Genomic DNA, 15,332 nt, shown 5'->3' with positions numbered 1-15,332 from the left:
TCTTTATAATTCTCGATTTATGAAACGTCTCCTCTGTATTCTGATAAGTTGTTGCTGTCTGTTGATGCCGCTTCTTGCCCAATCCAACAAGCTGATCAAGGAACTGGAAGGCAAGCGCGGGGCTTTGCAAAAACAGATTGCAGAGTCGGAAACACTTCTGAAAACGACAAAGAAAGATGTCGGCAGCCAGTTGAACGGCCTTGCCGCGCTGACCGGCCAGATTGAGGAGCGTAAGCGATATATCCTGACGATAAACAACGATGTGGAGTCCATAGATCGTGAGCTGGTATCCGTGGAACGCCAGTTGACGCGTCTGCAGAAAGATCTGAAAGAAAAGAAGCAGAAGTACGAATCGTCGGTTCAATATCTTTATAAGAACCGTTCCATCGAAGAAAAACTGATGTTTATTTTCTCGGCACGCAGTCTGGCGCAGACTTACCGGCGTTTGCGCTATGTGCGTGAATATGCCACCTACCAGCGCCTGCAGGGTGAAGAAGTCCTGAAAAAGCAGGAGCAGGTGAACCGCAAGAAAGCGGAGCTCAGGCAGGTGAAAGCGGCCAAGGAGGGGTTGCTGAAAGAACGTGAGGCGGAAAAGGCGAAACTGGAGGCGCAGGAGAAGGAGAAAAAGGTGCTCGTGGCCAATCTGCAGAAGAAGCAGAAGGGCTTGCAGAATGAGCTTGGCAAGAAGCGCCGCGAGGCCAACCAGCTCAATGCCCGAATAGACCGCCTGATAGCGGAGGAGATAGAAAAGGCGCGTAAGCGTGCCGAAGAAGAAGCCCGCCGCGAAGCTGCCCGTGAGGCGGCTGCCCGCAGGAAGGCGGGTGAGAAGGCGGACAGGGCGGCAACAGCCGGAACTTCGTCGGCAAAGCCGCGTCCCGCCCCATTGGAGTCTTACACCATGAATAAGGCCGACCGTGAGCTTTCCGGCAGTTTTGTGAATAACCGGGGCAGGCTTCCGATGCCCATCACAGGCGCCTACATCATCACCAGCCACTACGGTCAGTATTCCGTGGAAGGCTTGCGCAACGTCAAGCTCGACAACAAGGGCATAGACATCCAGGGCAGACCCGGGGCGCAGGCCCGTGCCATATTCGACGGCAAAGTGGCCGCGGTCTTCCAGTTGAACGGTTTGTTCAATATCCTTGTCCGCCACGGAAATTACATTTCGGTCTATTGCAACCTGTCGTCAGCTTCTGTCAAGCAGGGAGACAACGTCACCACCAAGCAGATACTCGGACAAGTCTTTTCCAACGGATCGGACAACGGGCGCACCGTGCTGCACTTCCAGCTACGGAGGGAGAAGGAGAAACTGAACCCTGAACCGTGGCTGAACAGATAAGGAAGTGCATTACTGAACCGTGGCTGAACAGATAAGGAAGAATATTACAGATCTTTGAAGCTTTTTTCCTTTCTGTATTCCGAGGGAATCATGCCCATGATGCGCTTGAAGGTGGTGCTGAAATTTCGGGGATGGTTGAATCCTACCTTCTCCGCTATCTCTGCTATGGTCATTTCCGTATTGGCCAATAGCGAGCAGGCCGAGTCAATCCGTTTCTTTGTGATATATTCGTTCACTCCCATGGGCAGTGTCTCTTTTAGTTTGTTGTAGAGTTTGGCTCGGCTCATTCCCATCAATGAGGCTACTTTGTCCACTCCCAAGTTGGGAACGTTCATGTTGTCGTTTACCACTTTGTTCAGCTTTATCAGGAATTCTGCTTTTGCATTGCTGTCTTTTCCGTTACCGGGCTTTTCCGAAGTGGTTATGTCGGTTCCCGAATAATGCTTTTTTATGATATTATGGTTATACAGGAGGTTTTGGATTTGAGCTTTCAGTAATTCCAGGTCAAAAGGTTTGGCTATATAGGCATCTGCTCCTATTTTGAAATGTTTCTTCAACTCATCTTCCCCGGCTTCTGAGGTTAAGAGGATGATTGGAATATAATTTAGAGATTCGTTCTGTTTTATTTTGCTGCATAGTTCCAATCCGTTCATCCGTGGCATCGTCACGTCGCTTATGATAAGTTGAGGCAGCCTGGATACGATGACGGGAAACGCGTCCATGCCGTCGTGTGCCGTATATACTGTTCTGAATATGCTTTTCAGGTTGTCCGACAGGTAGTCGCATAAGTCAGGGTTGTCTTCCACAATCAGGAGGGAGTCATATACCGAATCATCTATGGGTATGCTGTTGTTCCGGCTTTCGTTTTTCGTGAGTGTTTCGTTCAGGTAAGGTTTCACCGGACATTCCACCGCGAAGGTTTCTTTGTCATAAGGCAGTGTGAAGTAGAATGTCGCTCCCTTGTCGTCATTGTTGTATGCGCCGATGTCACCTTCGTGCATCTTGACAATCTGTTTTGCATACGACAGGCCTATCCCGCTTCCGCCCTTGGAGCTGTCACTTTGATAGAAGCGGTCAAACAGGTGCTGCATATCTTCTTCATTCAGCCCTATTCCTTCGTCTGTGATGCTTATCCGTACATATTTGTTGTTGCTTTCGATAGTGGTGGATAGCGTTATGCCGGAGTATGGGTCGCTGAACTTATAGGCGTTTATCAGCAGGTTGTTGATGACAATCTCGCATTGCGCCGGGTCAAAGGCCACTTCTCCTATCCGTTCGTCCAGATTCAGCGATAGTGTGATATTGCGTTCTTCGAGTTCTATGGAGAAGTCTTCTATCAATGAGTTTATCCATGAATTCAGCGGGACAGGCGACAGGTTGAGTATATTGTGTCCCACTTCCATTTTGCGCATGTTGAGAATCATGTTGATGAGATTGCGCATTTGCAGTGATTGCTTGAAGATTCTTTGAACCTTCCCTTTCAGGGATATGGGCAGTTGGCTGCTCTTCAATAATTGTTTGAGGGGTGAGTAGATCAGGGTGATTGGAGTGCGCAGTTCGTTGTTTATGTTGATGAGCATTTGTACTTTCTCCTTATAGACAGCCCTTTCGCGGTCTTTGAGCTTTTGTTTTACCCGTTCGTCGCGATAGTGCAGCGCATAGGCTGTAAGGCCCAAAGAGACGGCCGTGACAAGGAGGATGAACCAGTAGCTGAGCCACCAGGGAGAAAGAACCTTTATGCTGACAATTTGGTATATTTTGCTCCATTTGCCGTCGGGTTGCAGGTATTGGGCTTTGACGTTGTAACTGCCGGAGGGAAGGGTCTGCAATGCCAATACCGACTTGGAAGACTGGGTATAGCTGTCATTGAGGCCGTCAATGTAATAGCGGTAAATCCTTTTCCTGAATATGTCCGCTTCTTTTACAAGGGTCTGAACTGTGATTGAGGCAAAGCCATGGGGCACTTCTATTTGCCATTTGCCGTTATGCCTGTCGGGGTTTGCCTTCATGCCGTTCAGTGCGATCTCCAGCAAAGAGATTTCGGCTTCTTGGGTCTCTTTGTGTTGCACGTGGAAGGCGTTCGCCATGATTCTTACCAGACCGGCGGAACCGCCCAGATAGACCTCGTTGTTCTTGGTCACTAAGACAGGTTTGGGCAGAAAGTCATTTGGAATGACGCCGTCCGTTTCGCTGTAAACCGTAAAAGCGTTCTCTTTTTTGGAATAGGCATATACACTGCCGAATGTTCCCATCCAAAGGATGCCGTTACGATCCATGATCAAGGATGTGACGATTTCGGTCTTATCGGGAAGCTTTACATTCCTTGTTTGTCTTGTGCCGAGGTCTAATACTTCCAGGCCATTGTAAGAAGACATCCATAGGAATCCTGCGGAATCCAGGCATGCCGCCAATATCGGGCTTTCATTTTCGTACAGAATGCCTGCCTGTTCTGATTTTATATCGTAGGTTGTGATGAGACGGTTGTTTCTGAAGCAGCTTTTCCCGTCATACTGCCCTATATGGATCCATGAATTGTTGTCGGGTATATTGTTGGCGGCATTCTTTATCTCTTCCAGGCGGTTTGCCGGTATGTTCAGTTGATATATGTATCTGTTGTAGATGCGTATGATGCCGGATGCTTCCCGGTACAGGTTGTTGGGAATCCCTGAGTAAATCAGCCGTTCGGCGGCCAGGGTGTCCAAGGAAATCTTGTTCTTGTATCGGCCTGTCCGCATGTCGAATACATAGAATCCTTTTTGATAGATTGATACCAGGAGCTCTTGTTCTGAATAGGGGCATAGCGATATGATTTTTTCGTTCAGTGTTTCCGGATAATGGCGGAATTTTCCGTCAGCCGGATTGAAGCTGTTCAGTCCTCCTCCGTCTGTCCCGATCCAGATGAGGCCGTCTTTGTCTTCCAGCAGGCATAACGGGCATTTCTCGGAGAGGCCGAAAGGATTGCCTTGGGGAGTGCGGGTATAGGAGGTTATGAAGTTTTCTTTTACCCCTAACAGGCCGTCCCTCACCAGCCCTATCCACATGTTGTTGACTCCGTTGCACAGGCATGAGACGGAGTTGGATGGAAAGTTCTGGCTGTATTTGTTGGAGAATACCCGGATTGAGCCCTTCTGTAAGTCCAGTATGTTCAGCCCGCCGCCGTCGGTTGCCAGCCATAGCGCGCCGTTTCTCTCCTTGATGTCCAGTATCACGTCGTTGCTTAAATCTGAATTCCGCGTAGAGTAGCTCGACAATGTCCGTCCGTCTTTGCCGAAGCAGAAGATGCCTTTCCCGTATTGGGAAATCCAGTAGCGGCTTTGTGAGTCTTTGAAGAAAGTATATACTTTCTCTCCATTTCCAAAGGGCGGTTCCTTTATCTTTCCCGACTGCTTGTGCACCAGCTTCAGCAGGCTTTTCCCTGTCAGTGCCATATAGTAGTGGCTGTCGTAAGAGCTTAACCGTAGCAGAATCTCGCCGGATTCTAATGTCAGGGTCTTTACGATGCTGCCCTTCCGGTTGAGATATAGCAGTTTCCCTTTGGCGGCCAGCACCATCGAGTCTCCTTGCATGGTGAAGGAATATGCCTTTACGGTGGTTCCTTGATGGGAGAGGGGCTCGAATTTGTCGTTCTTGGGATTGTATAGGCAGCATCCTTGCGGCGAGAGCACGCAGATGTTCTGCTTCCCGTCGCCGTTTACTTCATGGATGGATTGCTGCATCGAGTTGTCGAGTGATGGAATGGGGTATCGCTTCAGCCTTTCGCCGTCAAAGCGATATAGGCCGTAGTCGGTTCCCACCCACAGGAAGCCGTTGGAGTCGTCGTATATGGATGTGACCGAAGACGGCAGTCCCTCTTTTATGGAGATCTGCTTGAAGTACAGTCCGGGATTCGGATTTGAGCTTGCCGATGCCCCAAGCCCGTGCGCGGGCAGCAGCAGGAGCAGCAGCAGTATTGGTAGTATCTTCATGGTATCCGGTATTTGTTTGCAGGCAAAAATAGTTCTTTTTGGGCATAAATGGCGGAAAAGCCATGATTGTTGTCATGGCTTTTCCTGAAGAGAGCGTTTTTTTTGAGATTTAGTCTCGGATAGGGGCGTTGTATTGGTCTTCCAGATCAATCAGTTCTTTTTTCAGCTTCTTGATGAGGGGCTCCATGCCCTTTTCTTCGTAAAGGTTGTGCATTTCCGCGGGGTCTTTCTTCAGGTCATACAGTTCCCAGCAGTCTATGTCGTTGTAGAAATGAATCAGTTTGTAGCGTTCGGTGCGGATGCCGTAATGCTTCTTCACCGCATGTTCGGCGGGATATTCATAGAAATGATAGTAGAGCGCCTTCCGCCAGTTCTTTACTTTCTTTCCCTTGAGCAGTGGGAGGAACGATACTCCGTGCATGTCTTGCGGAGTCTTTACGCCGGCCAGGTCGAGGATTGTGGGGCCGTAGTCGATGTTCTGCACCATCTGTTCCACATCTCCGCGCTTTCCGCCGGGCAGGTGTACAAGCAGTGGGGTGCGGAAGGATTCCTCGTACATGAAGCGTTTGTCGAACCATCCGTGCTCACCCATATAGAATCCCTGGTCGGAGGTATATACAATCATTGTATTCTCCATCAGTCCGTTCTTCTCCAGGTAGTCCAGCACCCGGCCTATGTTGCGGTCCACGGAGTGGATGACACGGAGATAGTCGTGCATGTACTGCTGGTATTTCCATTCGGCCAGTTCCTTTCCCGTCAGGCGGGCTTCTTTGAATCTCTTGATTACCGGGTCATAATGTTTGTCCCAGGCGGCTTTCTGGGCCGGCGTCAGGTTGTTGTACATTCTCCGGCCGGCAGCTTCGAGGCCGGTGTTGGTGTGTATCTCGTTCTCTTTGTCGGCCATCTTGAGGTCATATACCAAGTCCATGTCCTTGATGATGCTCATTTCTTGTGTAGAGGCGGCTATTCGTCCTTCGTACTTGTCGTAGAAGTTTGCGGGAATGGGGTATTTCACGTCATTATAGAGGTCGAGGTCGCAGGTGTCGGGCATCCAGGTGCGGTGGGGCGCTTTGTGGTGGATGAGGAGGCAGAAAGGTTTGTCTTTCTCCCGTTTGTTGTCCATCCAGTCTATGGCCAGATCCGTGATGATGTTGGTGGCATAGCCTTCCCGTTGCTGGCGCTTGCCGTTGTTGATGAAGGTGGGGTTGTAATAGTCGCCTTGGCCGATGAGTATGTCCCAGTAGTTGAAGCCTGTGGGCGTGCCTCCCAAATGCCATTTTCCTATCATTGCCGTCTGGTAGCCCTGTGCCTGGAGCAGCTTGGGAAAAGTCTGCTGGCTGCCGTCAAAGGTGCTTGTGGAGTTGTCGGTGAATCCGTTGGCGTGGCTGTGCTTGCCGGTGAGCATGCAGGCACGGCTGGGGCCGCTCAGGGAGTTGGCCACGAAGCTGTTTGTGAAGCGCACGCCGTCGGCGGCTATCCGGTCGATGTTGGGCGTCTGTATGAAACGGTTGTCATAGGCGCTGATTGTCTGGTACGAGTGGTCGTCGCACATGATATACACCACATTCATGGGCTTCCGGTCCTTTTCTTCTTTCCGGTCTTCCTTGCCGGTGAAGGAGGACAGGGAGGCGATGGCCGTAGTGCCCATCAGGGAGTAGAACGCTGTTGTCTTCAGTCGGTTCATGTCTTTTGCAAGTTTATTCATCGTTTTCTTTATAATTATTCGCTGTTTCTTGGTCTGTACATTCGTTTTGCTGCATCTATATATCGGGGCGGCTGCATCTATATATCCAGCCGGCTGCATATATAGATGCGGCCGGCGGGATATATAGGCTTGTTTTCACTGCATTTCTATGCAGTGCTTTGCCGTGGTCACCATCCCGGATTCTGAGTCCACTGCTGGCCTGTCAGTGAAATCATGCGTTGCTGGATGGGCAGCAGATAGTCACGATCCGTATCAAATTGCCAGCCGTTGGGGTAGTTCTTGGTATTGAAGGGGATGATATATCTCAGGGCGCTGCCTGCGGTTCCTGTAAGGAAGAGGTTGTTGCCCGACGCTTGGTCGTAAATCAGGTTGGAGCCATAGGCTGTCTCCAGATTGCTGCCGGTGAACAGGGCGCCGGTGGGTGTCTTGCCTACAATCAGCTCGTCGGCGGCAGCCCATCTCAGGATGTCGGCCAGTCTTCTGCCTTCGCAGGCTTTCTCTATGCGGCGCTCGCGGCGGACGGCTTGGATGTATTTGTCCAGGTTCTTGAAGGGGTAGTCGGCGGCGGTGTTGTATTCGCGGTCAAAGTCCACGTCCGGCATGCCTGCGCGTTGGCGCAGCGGAGACAGGGCTTCGATGATGGTGGCGGCGTTGGCTGCTCCGTCCATCTCGGCCAGCGCTTCGGCATAGTTCAGCAGGATGTCGGCATATCTGAACTGGATGGCGGGAGCCTGGCTTTTGCCTTCACCGTCCACTGTGGGGCTGTAGGTGGTATTGAACTCCATGTACTTCAGCATGGAATATCCGGTGGTGTTCTGCTGGTAGCTGTTGCCGTTCAGGGGCGGCAGTGTAAAGGTGGTTCCGTCGGGTTTCATCATCTGTCCCGGAGTGCATACGGTCTGTGCCAGTCGCGGGTCGCGTAGGGTCGCGCTCAGTTCCGTGCCGTATGTTTTCTTGGCTTCTGTCTTCTCGCTGCCTGTAAAGGGGCGTCCGTCTATTGTCAGATAGTCATCGACCAGGGAAGCCGAGATGCCGGTGAGTCCGCCTCCGGCATTGATGTAGCGGGTCACGGAATGGCCGATGTTGTCGGCGGCGTTGTACTTCTTCCACCACAGCACTTCGGGATTCGAGGAAAGGTCGAGCGTGATGAACAGGTCTCTGTAACTTGTCTGCCGGTTGCCCGTGGGGATGCTCCATACCTTGCGGTCCATGACTTCCTTGGCGGCTGCGGCCGCTTGTTTCAGGTAGTCGTTTATCTTGGCGTCGGTGACGGCTGTGTCGTAGAACTTGTCTTCCTTGGCCTTGTGGTACTTCTCCCAAGTGGCTTCAAAGAGGGCTACTTCGCTTTTCAGGGCGCGTGCCACGTCTTTGTGCACTCTCATCGAGGCGCTGTTGGCTTGGGCGTTGAGCAGCAAGGCGGCTCTGTCCAGGTCGGCCAGGATGCTGTCGGCTATCAGGGTGCGGCTGTCGCGCGGGCGCTCCATCTGTTCTTGCGAGGGGTCCAGCACTTGGTTTACCCAAGTCAGCGGGCCGTAGTTGACGAACATCTGGTAATAGTACCATGCGCGGAAGTAGTAGGCTTCGCCCTTGCATTGGTTCAGGGCGCTGCCTGCGTCCTTGCAGTTGTTCCAGTTGTTTATCAGGAAGTTCAGGTTGCGGATGTAGGTGTAGTTGGTCAGTTTCACGGCGTCGCTCAGCGATGATTCGCCCGCCAGACGTGTGTCAACGGAGTTCAGGATCATGTTGTCGCTGTTGTTGTCGCCAAAGGCGATGCCTTGTGCCGACCCCACGCCGCCGGGCTGTGTGCGCACTCCCGTCTCGTAGAACTGGTTCAGGTACTTGGTTATTTCGGAAGTTGTGCCGAAAAAAGTGGTAGAGGTGGACAGCTCGCCTTCGGGCACTTTGTCTAAGTCGTAGCAGCCGGTCAGTCCGAGGGTGATAAGCAGTGCGGCTATTATATTTTTCTTTTTCATACGTGCGTTATAATTATAAGTTAACAATCAAACCGAAAGAAATTACTTTGTTCATGGGATAGTTCTTGCCGCCTTCGCTGGTGTAGTCATTGCTGGTGAAGATGGCTTCGGGGTCGAACATGTCGGCCAGCTTGGTGAAGGTCAGCAGATTCTCGCCTGATACGAATACCTGTGTCTTGTTCAGTCCCACTTTCTTGGTCCATGCTTCGGGCAGGTCGTAGCTGATGGTCAGGTTCTTCAGGCGGCAGTAAGCGGCATTCTGCATGTAGCGGTCGCAGGCCTGTGAGGTCTTGTTGCGGTATTGCGCAATGGCTCCCGCACCTGCTGTGTAGGGCTTGGGATAATATGCGCCGGGGTTGGATTCGCTCCAGTAGTCAAGGTGCTGCTTGAATACGGTGACCTGTGCGTAAGGGCCGCATCCCCAGAAATATACGGATCCGCCGGGATTCCAGTCGCGTTTGCCCACTCCCTGAAGCATCATGCTCAGGGTCAGTCCCTTCCACGATACCGAACCGTTCAGCGTGTATTGGTAGCGGGGAGTGGTGTTGCCTATGACGGTGAGGTCGCCCATGTCGTTCAGCGTGTTCTTGCCGTTGTTTATCGCTTTGTCGCCGTTCAGATCCAGATAGCGGACATCTCCCGGAGTCCATTTCTGTCCCGACAGGTAAGAGAGGTTGTAGGTAGAGTTGTATGCGTCCGCCTCTTCCTGTGTCTGGATCAGTCCGTCGGCACGATAGCCCCATATTTCGCCTACCTTGCGGCCTGTGTACCAGTTGCCGGCGGGATCTGTTCCGGTGGGGTTCTCGTATGCGGTCACTTCCGATGTGGCGTCTGCCAATGACGCTCCTATGGTATAAGAGATGTCTTTGGTTATCTTTCCTTTGTATTGCAGGGTCAGTTCCCATCCTCTGTTGCGCATGCGGGCATTGTTGGTATTGGGCACGGTGGCGCCGAAGATGTCGGCCAGGTCGGCCGACGGGCCTAACATGTCTTTCGTGTCGCGCTGAAACACGTCAAACGTACCGGTCAGGCTGTTGCCGAAGAAACCGAAGTCTATTCCGATGTTCTTGCTTTCCACCTTTTCCCAAGTGGTGTTGGGATCTACCACACCGGGAGCGTTGATGTACATGTCGCGGCCGTCGGCAAAGTAGTAGTTGCCCATGTTGGTTACGCCCATCGTGGAGGCGAATGTATAAAGTCCGGCTCCGCTTTGGTTTCCCAACAGACCCCAGGATGCGCGCAGCTTCAGGTTGGACAGCACTTTGGAGGTTTTCTCCATAAACTCTTCTCTTGAGATGTTCCATCCCACGGATACGGAGGGGAAGAAGCCCCAGCGGTTGCCCGATGCAAAGCGCGAGGAGCCGTCATAGCGTCCGTTGGCTTCTATCAGGTATAGGCCGTTGTAGTCATAGTTCACTCTTCCGAAGAAGCCGCGCGTGGCCCATCCGTTGCGGGTATCGGTGATGTTCTTGTTGCCGGTGGCCAGGTCTAAGGCCGGATTGGTGGTCGAGATGAGGTCGGTAACCTTGTTGTACAGGTAGCTGTAATGATAGTCTTCTTCCTGATAGCCTCCCATCAGCGTGAAGTTGTGCTTCTGCGCGATGCTGAAGATGTAGTTGGTGTACAGGTTGATGGACTGATACCTCCGTTGATACATGGAGCGTGTGAAGCTTCCGTTGTCGGCGATGCCAAGCTCGCTGCGCGTGCCTTTATAAGTTGTCACGCCGTCGGCGCCTACAATCTGCGGAGCCACGTTCAGGGCCTCGTATTCCTGGTTGGTGTGGCGGTAAGTGTAATCAAAGAAGATTCTCCAGTTTTTGACGGGCTGCGCTTCCAGTCCGCCGGTCAGCGTCATGTTGTCTCTCTGCGTATCGGTGTAGGTTCCGCTTTGCAGATAGGGAATCATGGTAAGCTCGGTGAAGTTTCCGTTGGGGTCAACAGGGCTTACCGTGGGGCGGAAACGTGCCAGTGAGTGATAGAATCCGTCGGACAAGCCTCCGTTTCCGAAGGGGGTCTTGCTGTCGGAGTGCACAAACTTGGTGTTCACCTTCATCTTCAGCCAGTCGGTGAGTTGCGATGCGATGCTGCCGTTGAAGTTATAGCGTTTGTAGCTGATGTCGGCATAGCGCATGATGCCGTCTTCGGTATAGGCTCCTCCCGATACGTAGTATTGGGCTTTCTTTCCGCCTCCGCTGAGGCTCAGGTTGTGGTTTTGCTTGAAGGCGGCATCCTTGTAGTGCAGCTTGAAGTAATCTACGTTGCCCACTCCTTTTGCCGTGTTCTCGAAAGCGCCTATCAGGTTGTTCTGTCCGTTCAGTTCACTCCAGCAGTCTATGCCGGTAGGGTCTGATACGTATTGCTTCAGCAGTTCCAGTTTCTCTTTACTATATTGCTGCGTTACGTTGGCATTGGCGCATCCGGCGTTGAAGTATTGGGCAAAGTCATAAGCGTTTGCCATTTCGGGCAATACGGTAGGTGAGCTCCAGCCCACTGTGCCTTGGTAGCTGACACGCATCTTCCCGTCTTCGCCTTTCTTTGTGGTCACTAAGATAACGCCGTATGCGGCACGTGCGCCGTAGATGGCACAGGCTGCGGCATCCTTCAATACGGAGATGCTCTCGATGTCGTTGGGATTTACGTCGGCCAGGCTCATTTCCACACCGTCCACCAATACATAGGGATTGGCTGTGTTGGCCAGGTTGCCTTGCCCGCGCAGGGTCAGTGAGGCTTCGGCTCCCGGACGCCCCGAACTGCTGTTGTTCACCGTAAGGCCCGGAACCAGACCTTGCAGGCTTTGTGTGGCATTGGCTACCGGTCTGTGGCTCAACTCATCACCCTTGACAGAAGAAACCGAACCGGTGAGGTTCACTTTGCGCTGCACGGCATAGCCCACTACTACCACTTCGTCGAGGGCTTCGGAGTCTTCCGGCAGAGTTATCTTAATGTTGTTGCTGCTTCCCACAGGTACAATTTGTGTCTTGTAGCCTATGAAAGATACTTTCAGGGCAGAGCCTTGCTGCACATTTTGCAGGGTAAACTCACCATCCACGTTGGTGATGGTTCCGTTGGTGGTGTTTTCCACTATCACGTTCGCACCGATAATCGGTTCTCCGCCTTTGTCTGTAACCGTACCTTTAAGGGTGACAGATTGCGCGAATGTCATCGTGCTGAAAAGAAACATCGCGAGGGTCAATAGACCGGCGATTTGTTTGTACCTCTGTTTCATCGTTTGAGAATTTAAAGTTAATTTTATCTATAATTAAGCGCAATAAGCTTAATTCGGCGACAAAATTATGGCTGTAAGCCTCACCTTTAGGTCTGCAAACGTCTATATAAAGTCTTTAATCGTATAAATAGAGCCGTTTCAAGATGGTATGGAGCGTATGGCACACTCCCCTCCCATCTTTGCCCTTTATATCTCTTGGCTTCCGTCCAGCAATTCCAGATACGTGCTTATGGCTTCTTCTATTTCCTTGATGAAGATAAACTCATCGGCGGTATGTGAACGGCTGCTTTTGCCCGGCCCCATCTTCAGTGAGGGGAACGGCATCAATGCCTGGTCCGAAAGGGTGGGCGAGCCGAAAGGAGTCCGCCCCAGGGAGACGGCCTTTTGTACCAGCGGATGGCGGGGCGACACGTGCGAGGAGCCCAGGCGGAACGAACGGGCTTTGGCCTCGCTGCCGATGTGCTTCCTGATTTCGGCAAACAGAGCTTCGTTGCTGTAACATTCGTTGCTGCGGATGTCCACCACAAAGGTGCAACGGTCGGGGATGACGTTGTGCTGCGTGCCGGCGCTTACCATTGTCACGCTCATCTTTACCGGCCCTAACAGGGGCGATTCTTCGGGAAAGCGGTAATCGCGGAACCAGGCGATGTCCTTCAATGCTTTGTATATGGCATTGTCACCTTCATTGCGGGCGGCATGCCCCGATTTGCCGTATGCCGTGACGTCCAGCACCATCAGTCCCTTCTCGGCAATGGCGGGCTGCATCTCGGTGGGCTCGCCCACGATGGCAAATGTGATGGGAGGGAGTTCGGGCAGAACGCATTCCACTCCGCCAGCACCCGAAACTTCCTCTTCGCAGGAAGCGAGGTATATCAGGTTGTAGGCCTGGGTGGTGCGGCATAGTTGCAGGAACACTTGCAGCAGGCTCACCACGCTGGCGCCGGCGTCGTTGCTGCCCAGTCCGTACAGTTTTCCGTTGGTTTCGAGCACCGGCGTGAACGGGTCTTTCCGCCATCCGGCGGCGGGCTTCACGGTGTCGATGTGCGAATTCAGCAGCAGTGTGGGCTTCTGCAGGTCAAACATGGGGCTGAGAGACCAGACGTTGTTCCCTTTCCGCCCGGTTGCCATTCCCTGCGTCTCGATATAATTTTGCAGGTAGTCGGCCGCCTTTTCTTCGTCGCGGCTCAGGGATGGGATACTTATCAGCGACTTCAGCAGTCCGGTCGCTTCGGAAACTAAGGTGGGTAAATCGTAGTTCATGTTCTAATAAAATATAATCGGAATGCAAACTTACGAATAAAAAGAGAAAGAAGTGTTGCATTATCTTCTATTTAAGCAAAAAAGAGTGTGCAAGGAGGCGGCATGGTAATTTCCTGTTTTCCGCTTTGTTCTTGCACACTTTCCAATCCTGACACATTCACTCCATAGAATCTTTATTTGATGGTAGCTTCCAGTTTGCAGTCATTGCAGTCACTACTACACGTCACTTTTATACTTCTTCCGTCTGTTATACTGTCATCCGAACTATCGATAACCGATGCGACCTTTACCTGGCACGGTTTGCAGTTGCTGGCCGACTTACAGACGAATGATATTTCTTTGGCATTGCCATTGCTTCGGGTGGTAGCATTTTCAATGTTGAGCGTTGTTTGGTCTTCTGATATGTTCCACTGCGTGTCTTCCGTAGAACAGATGTCGTAGATTACGGCATTTACCGAAGCGTCGGCAAGCACATTGTCGCTGTTGGTCTTTGCGTAGTTGGAACTTCTTCCGTTGCTCAACTGATAGGCAATGAGGGCCAGATAACCATCGTTGATTTGTGTGTACTCGATATCCGTGATTTTGAAGTCCAAATCTTCGCCATATTGTTTGGCTATAATCAGGGCTGTCTCTTTGTTGAGCGCTGCCATGTCTTTGGCTATCAATTCTCCATTGGGCGCAATCAGTGAGACGTTTGTCTCTTGAGAAACGGGACTTTCGTCTTTATTGCCGCATCCGGCCATGAAGGCGGTTGCTAACGTTAGAAATGTGATAAATACATACTTCTTCATAATACTTGTTTTTTTAAATTATTTAATTGATATGTTGAACTCCGCTACCATTGGCAGCGTATCGGGATTGGTGTTGAAATATATTTCTCTGTATAGCTCACCCTTGTCTTCCGCTTTCATTAAGAAATGATATTCTGTTGACCGATGTGGCAGTATTTGGCTGTCGTAACCGGGAATGCTTTTTATGCAGTCACAACTTGGCTCAATGCTTGTTATGGGTATAGTGCTTGAGCTGCGGTTGGTTATTTTTACGGATATCCGGATTGTATCTCCTTTGTGGTAATACTGTTTGTTTAAGTTTGTTGTTATTTGGAGTGCGGTTTTTCTTTGTGGATTCAAAAAATTGTAGGCTTCCTGTATTAGTGGTTTGAAGATAGGCGCATACTGTCTGTCGGAATATCTTGTAAGGAACTCTTTTGCCAAGGTCAAAGTAGAGTCCTTGGGTGCGAATGATATTGTGTATTTGAATTTCAGATAGAGACCATAGGGATATACTGTGTCTTTCATAAGGTGGTTTAGGCTATTGTATTTCTCTTTGTCTGTAAGGAGTGTGTTTTGCCGTATATCTATGATTTGTTGAATCAAGGAACAGATCTTAGTTCCTTTTGCGGTGATGACACTATTCTCTTTGAATCCGAAATTGGTGTATGATAATCCATTAGCAGTTGTTGGTGCAACGGTGAAGTTGATGGACTCATCCGCGTACTTGGATATGCCGAAGACAATATTCACCAGATTTCCCGTATCGTTGAATGATAAAGTAAATGGTACTTTTTCTGTTCCTAACAGGTGTTTATACCAATGGTTTTGGGGGATGCCTACATTTATAAAATTCCACAATGTCTTTTTTGTCTCGTTTGGATGAATGATTTTATCTTTGTATTTCTGCAAATCATAATTGCTGTCCACCAAAATGATATTGAAGCCTGCTTTGTAGGCTGATGCTTTTTCTTTTATGGCGTTATACTCTTCATTATAATAGATTTCGGTTTTGCGTGGCGTTTGTGAACAAGCACCATGTAAGACTAACCCGGCGAAAACCATTATCAGGTAACTTTTCCCTTTCATCTTTT

The 15,332-nt window shown here is 50.8% G+C and carries 8 protein-coding genes; 1 reads left to right on the top strand and 7 read right to left on the bottom strand.

Translation table 11 applies throughout. The features are described 5' to 3' along the window. Positions 1–19: 19 nt before the first annotated feature. Positions 20–1,339, top strand: coding sequence for a murein hydrolase activator EnvC family protein (locus BACHE_RS02350; RefSeq protein ID WP_013546101.1), 1,320 nt, complete (start codon positions 20–22; stop codon positions 1,337–1,339). A gap of 44 nt (positions 1,340–1,383) precedes the next feature. On the opposite strand, the gene BACHE_RS02345 is transcribed toward BACHE_RS02350, so the two are convergent. The 7 genes from BACHE_RS02345 to BACHE_RS02315 all read right to left on the bottom strand — a co-directional run bounded on the left by BACHE_RS02345 (position 1,384) and on the right by BACHE_RS02315 (position 15,327). Next, positions 1,384–5,304, bottom strand: a complete 3,921-nt coding sequence (locus BACHE_RS02345) for a hybrid sensor histidine kinase/response regulator transcription factor (RefSeq protein WP_013546100.1) — start codon at positions 5,302–5,304, stop codon at positions 1,384–1,386. A 109-nt stretch (positions 5,305–5,413) separates the two neighbouring features. Continuing rightward, the gene (locus tag BACHE_RS02340; protein WP_013546099.1) at positions 5,414–6,988 is read right to left on the bottom strand and encodes a sulfatase family protein; all 1,575 of its coding nucleotides are present in this window, start codon (positions 6,986–6,988) and stop codon (positions 5,414–5,416) included. Between the two features lie 188 nt (positions 6,989–7,176). Then, the gene (locus BACHE_RS02335) at positions 7,177–8,982 is read right to left on the bottom strand and encodes a RagB/SusD family nutrient uptake outer membrane protein (protein ID WP_013546098.1); all 1,806 of its coding nucleotides are present in this window, start codon (positions 8,980–8,982) and stop codon (positions 7,177–7,179) included. Between the two features lie 13 nt (positions 8,983–8,995). Continuing rightward, positions 8,996–12,208 (bottom strand): SusC/RagA family TonB-linked outer membrane protein, encoded by a 3,213-nt coding sequence (locus BACHE_RS02330; RefSeq protein ID WP_013546097.1) that lies wholly within the window; start codon positions 12,206–12,208, stop codon positions 8,996–8,998. Positions 12,209–12,394: 186 nt separating this feature from the next. Then, entirely contained in the window at positions 12,395–13,468 is a 1,074-nt protein-coding gene (locus BACHE_RS02325) for a M20 family metallo-hydrolase (protein WP_013546096.1), read from the bottom strand. A 173-nt stretch (positions 13,469–13,641) separates the two neighbouring features. After that, on the bottom strand, positions 13,642–14,259 hold the full coding sequence (locus BACHE_RS02320) for a hypothetical protein (RefSeq protein ID WP_013546095.1): 618 nt from the start codon (positions 14,257–14,259) through the stop codon (positions 13,642–13,644). 18 nt (positions 14,260–14,277) lie between these two features. After that, a complete protein-coding gene (locus BACHE_RS02315) occupies positions 14,278–15,327 on the bottom strand; it encodes a type 1 periplasmic-binding domain-containing protein (protein WP_013546094.1) in 1,050 nt (349 codons plus the stop codon). Positions 15,328–15,332: the final 5 nt, after the last annotated feature.

The sequence above is a fragment of the Bacteroides helcogenes P 36-108 genome, assembly GCF_000186225.1.
Classification (GTDB): Bacteria; Bacteroidota; Bacteroidia; order Bacteroidales; family Bacteroidaceae; genus Bacteroides; species Bacteroides helcogenes.
The sequence above is the reverse complement of the archived record's forward strand: the minus strand, read 5'-3'. Positions and strand labels throughout refer to the sequence as shown.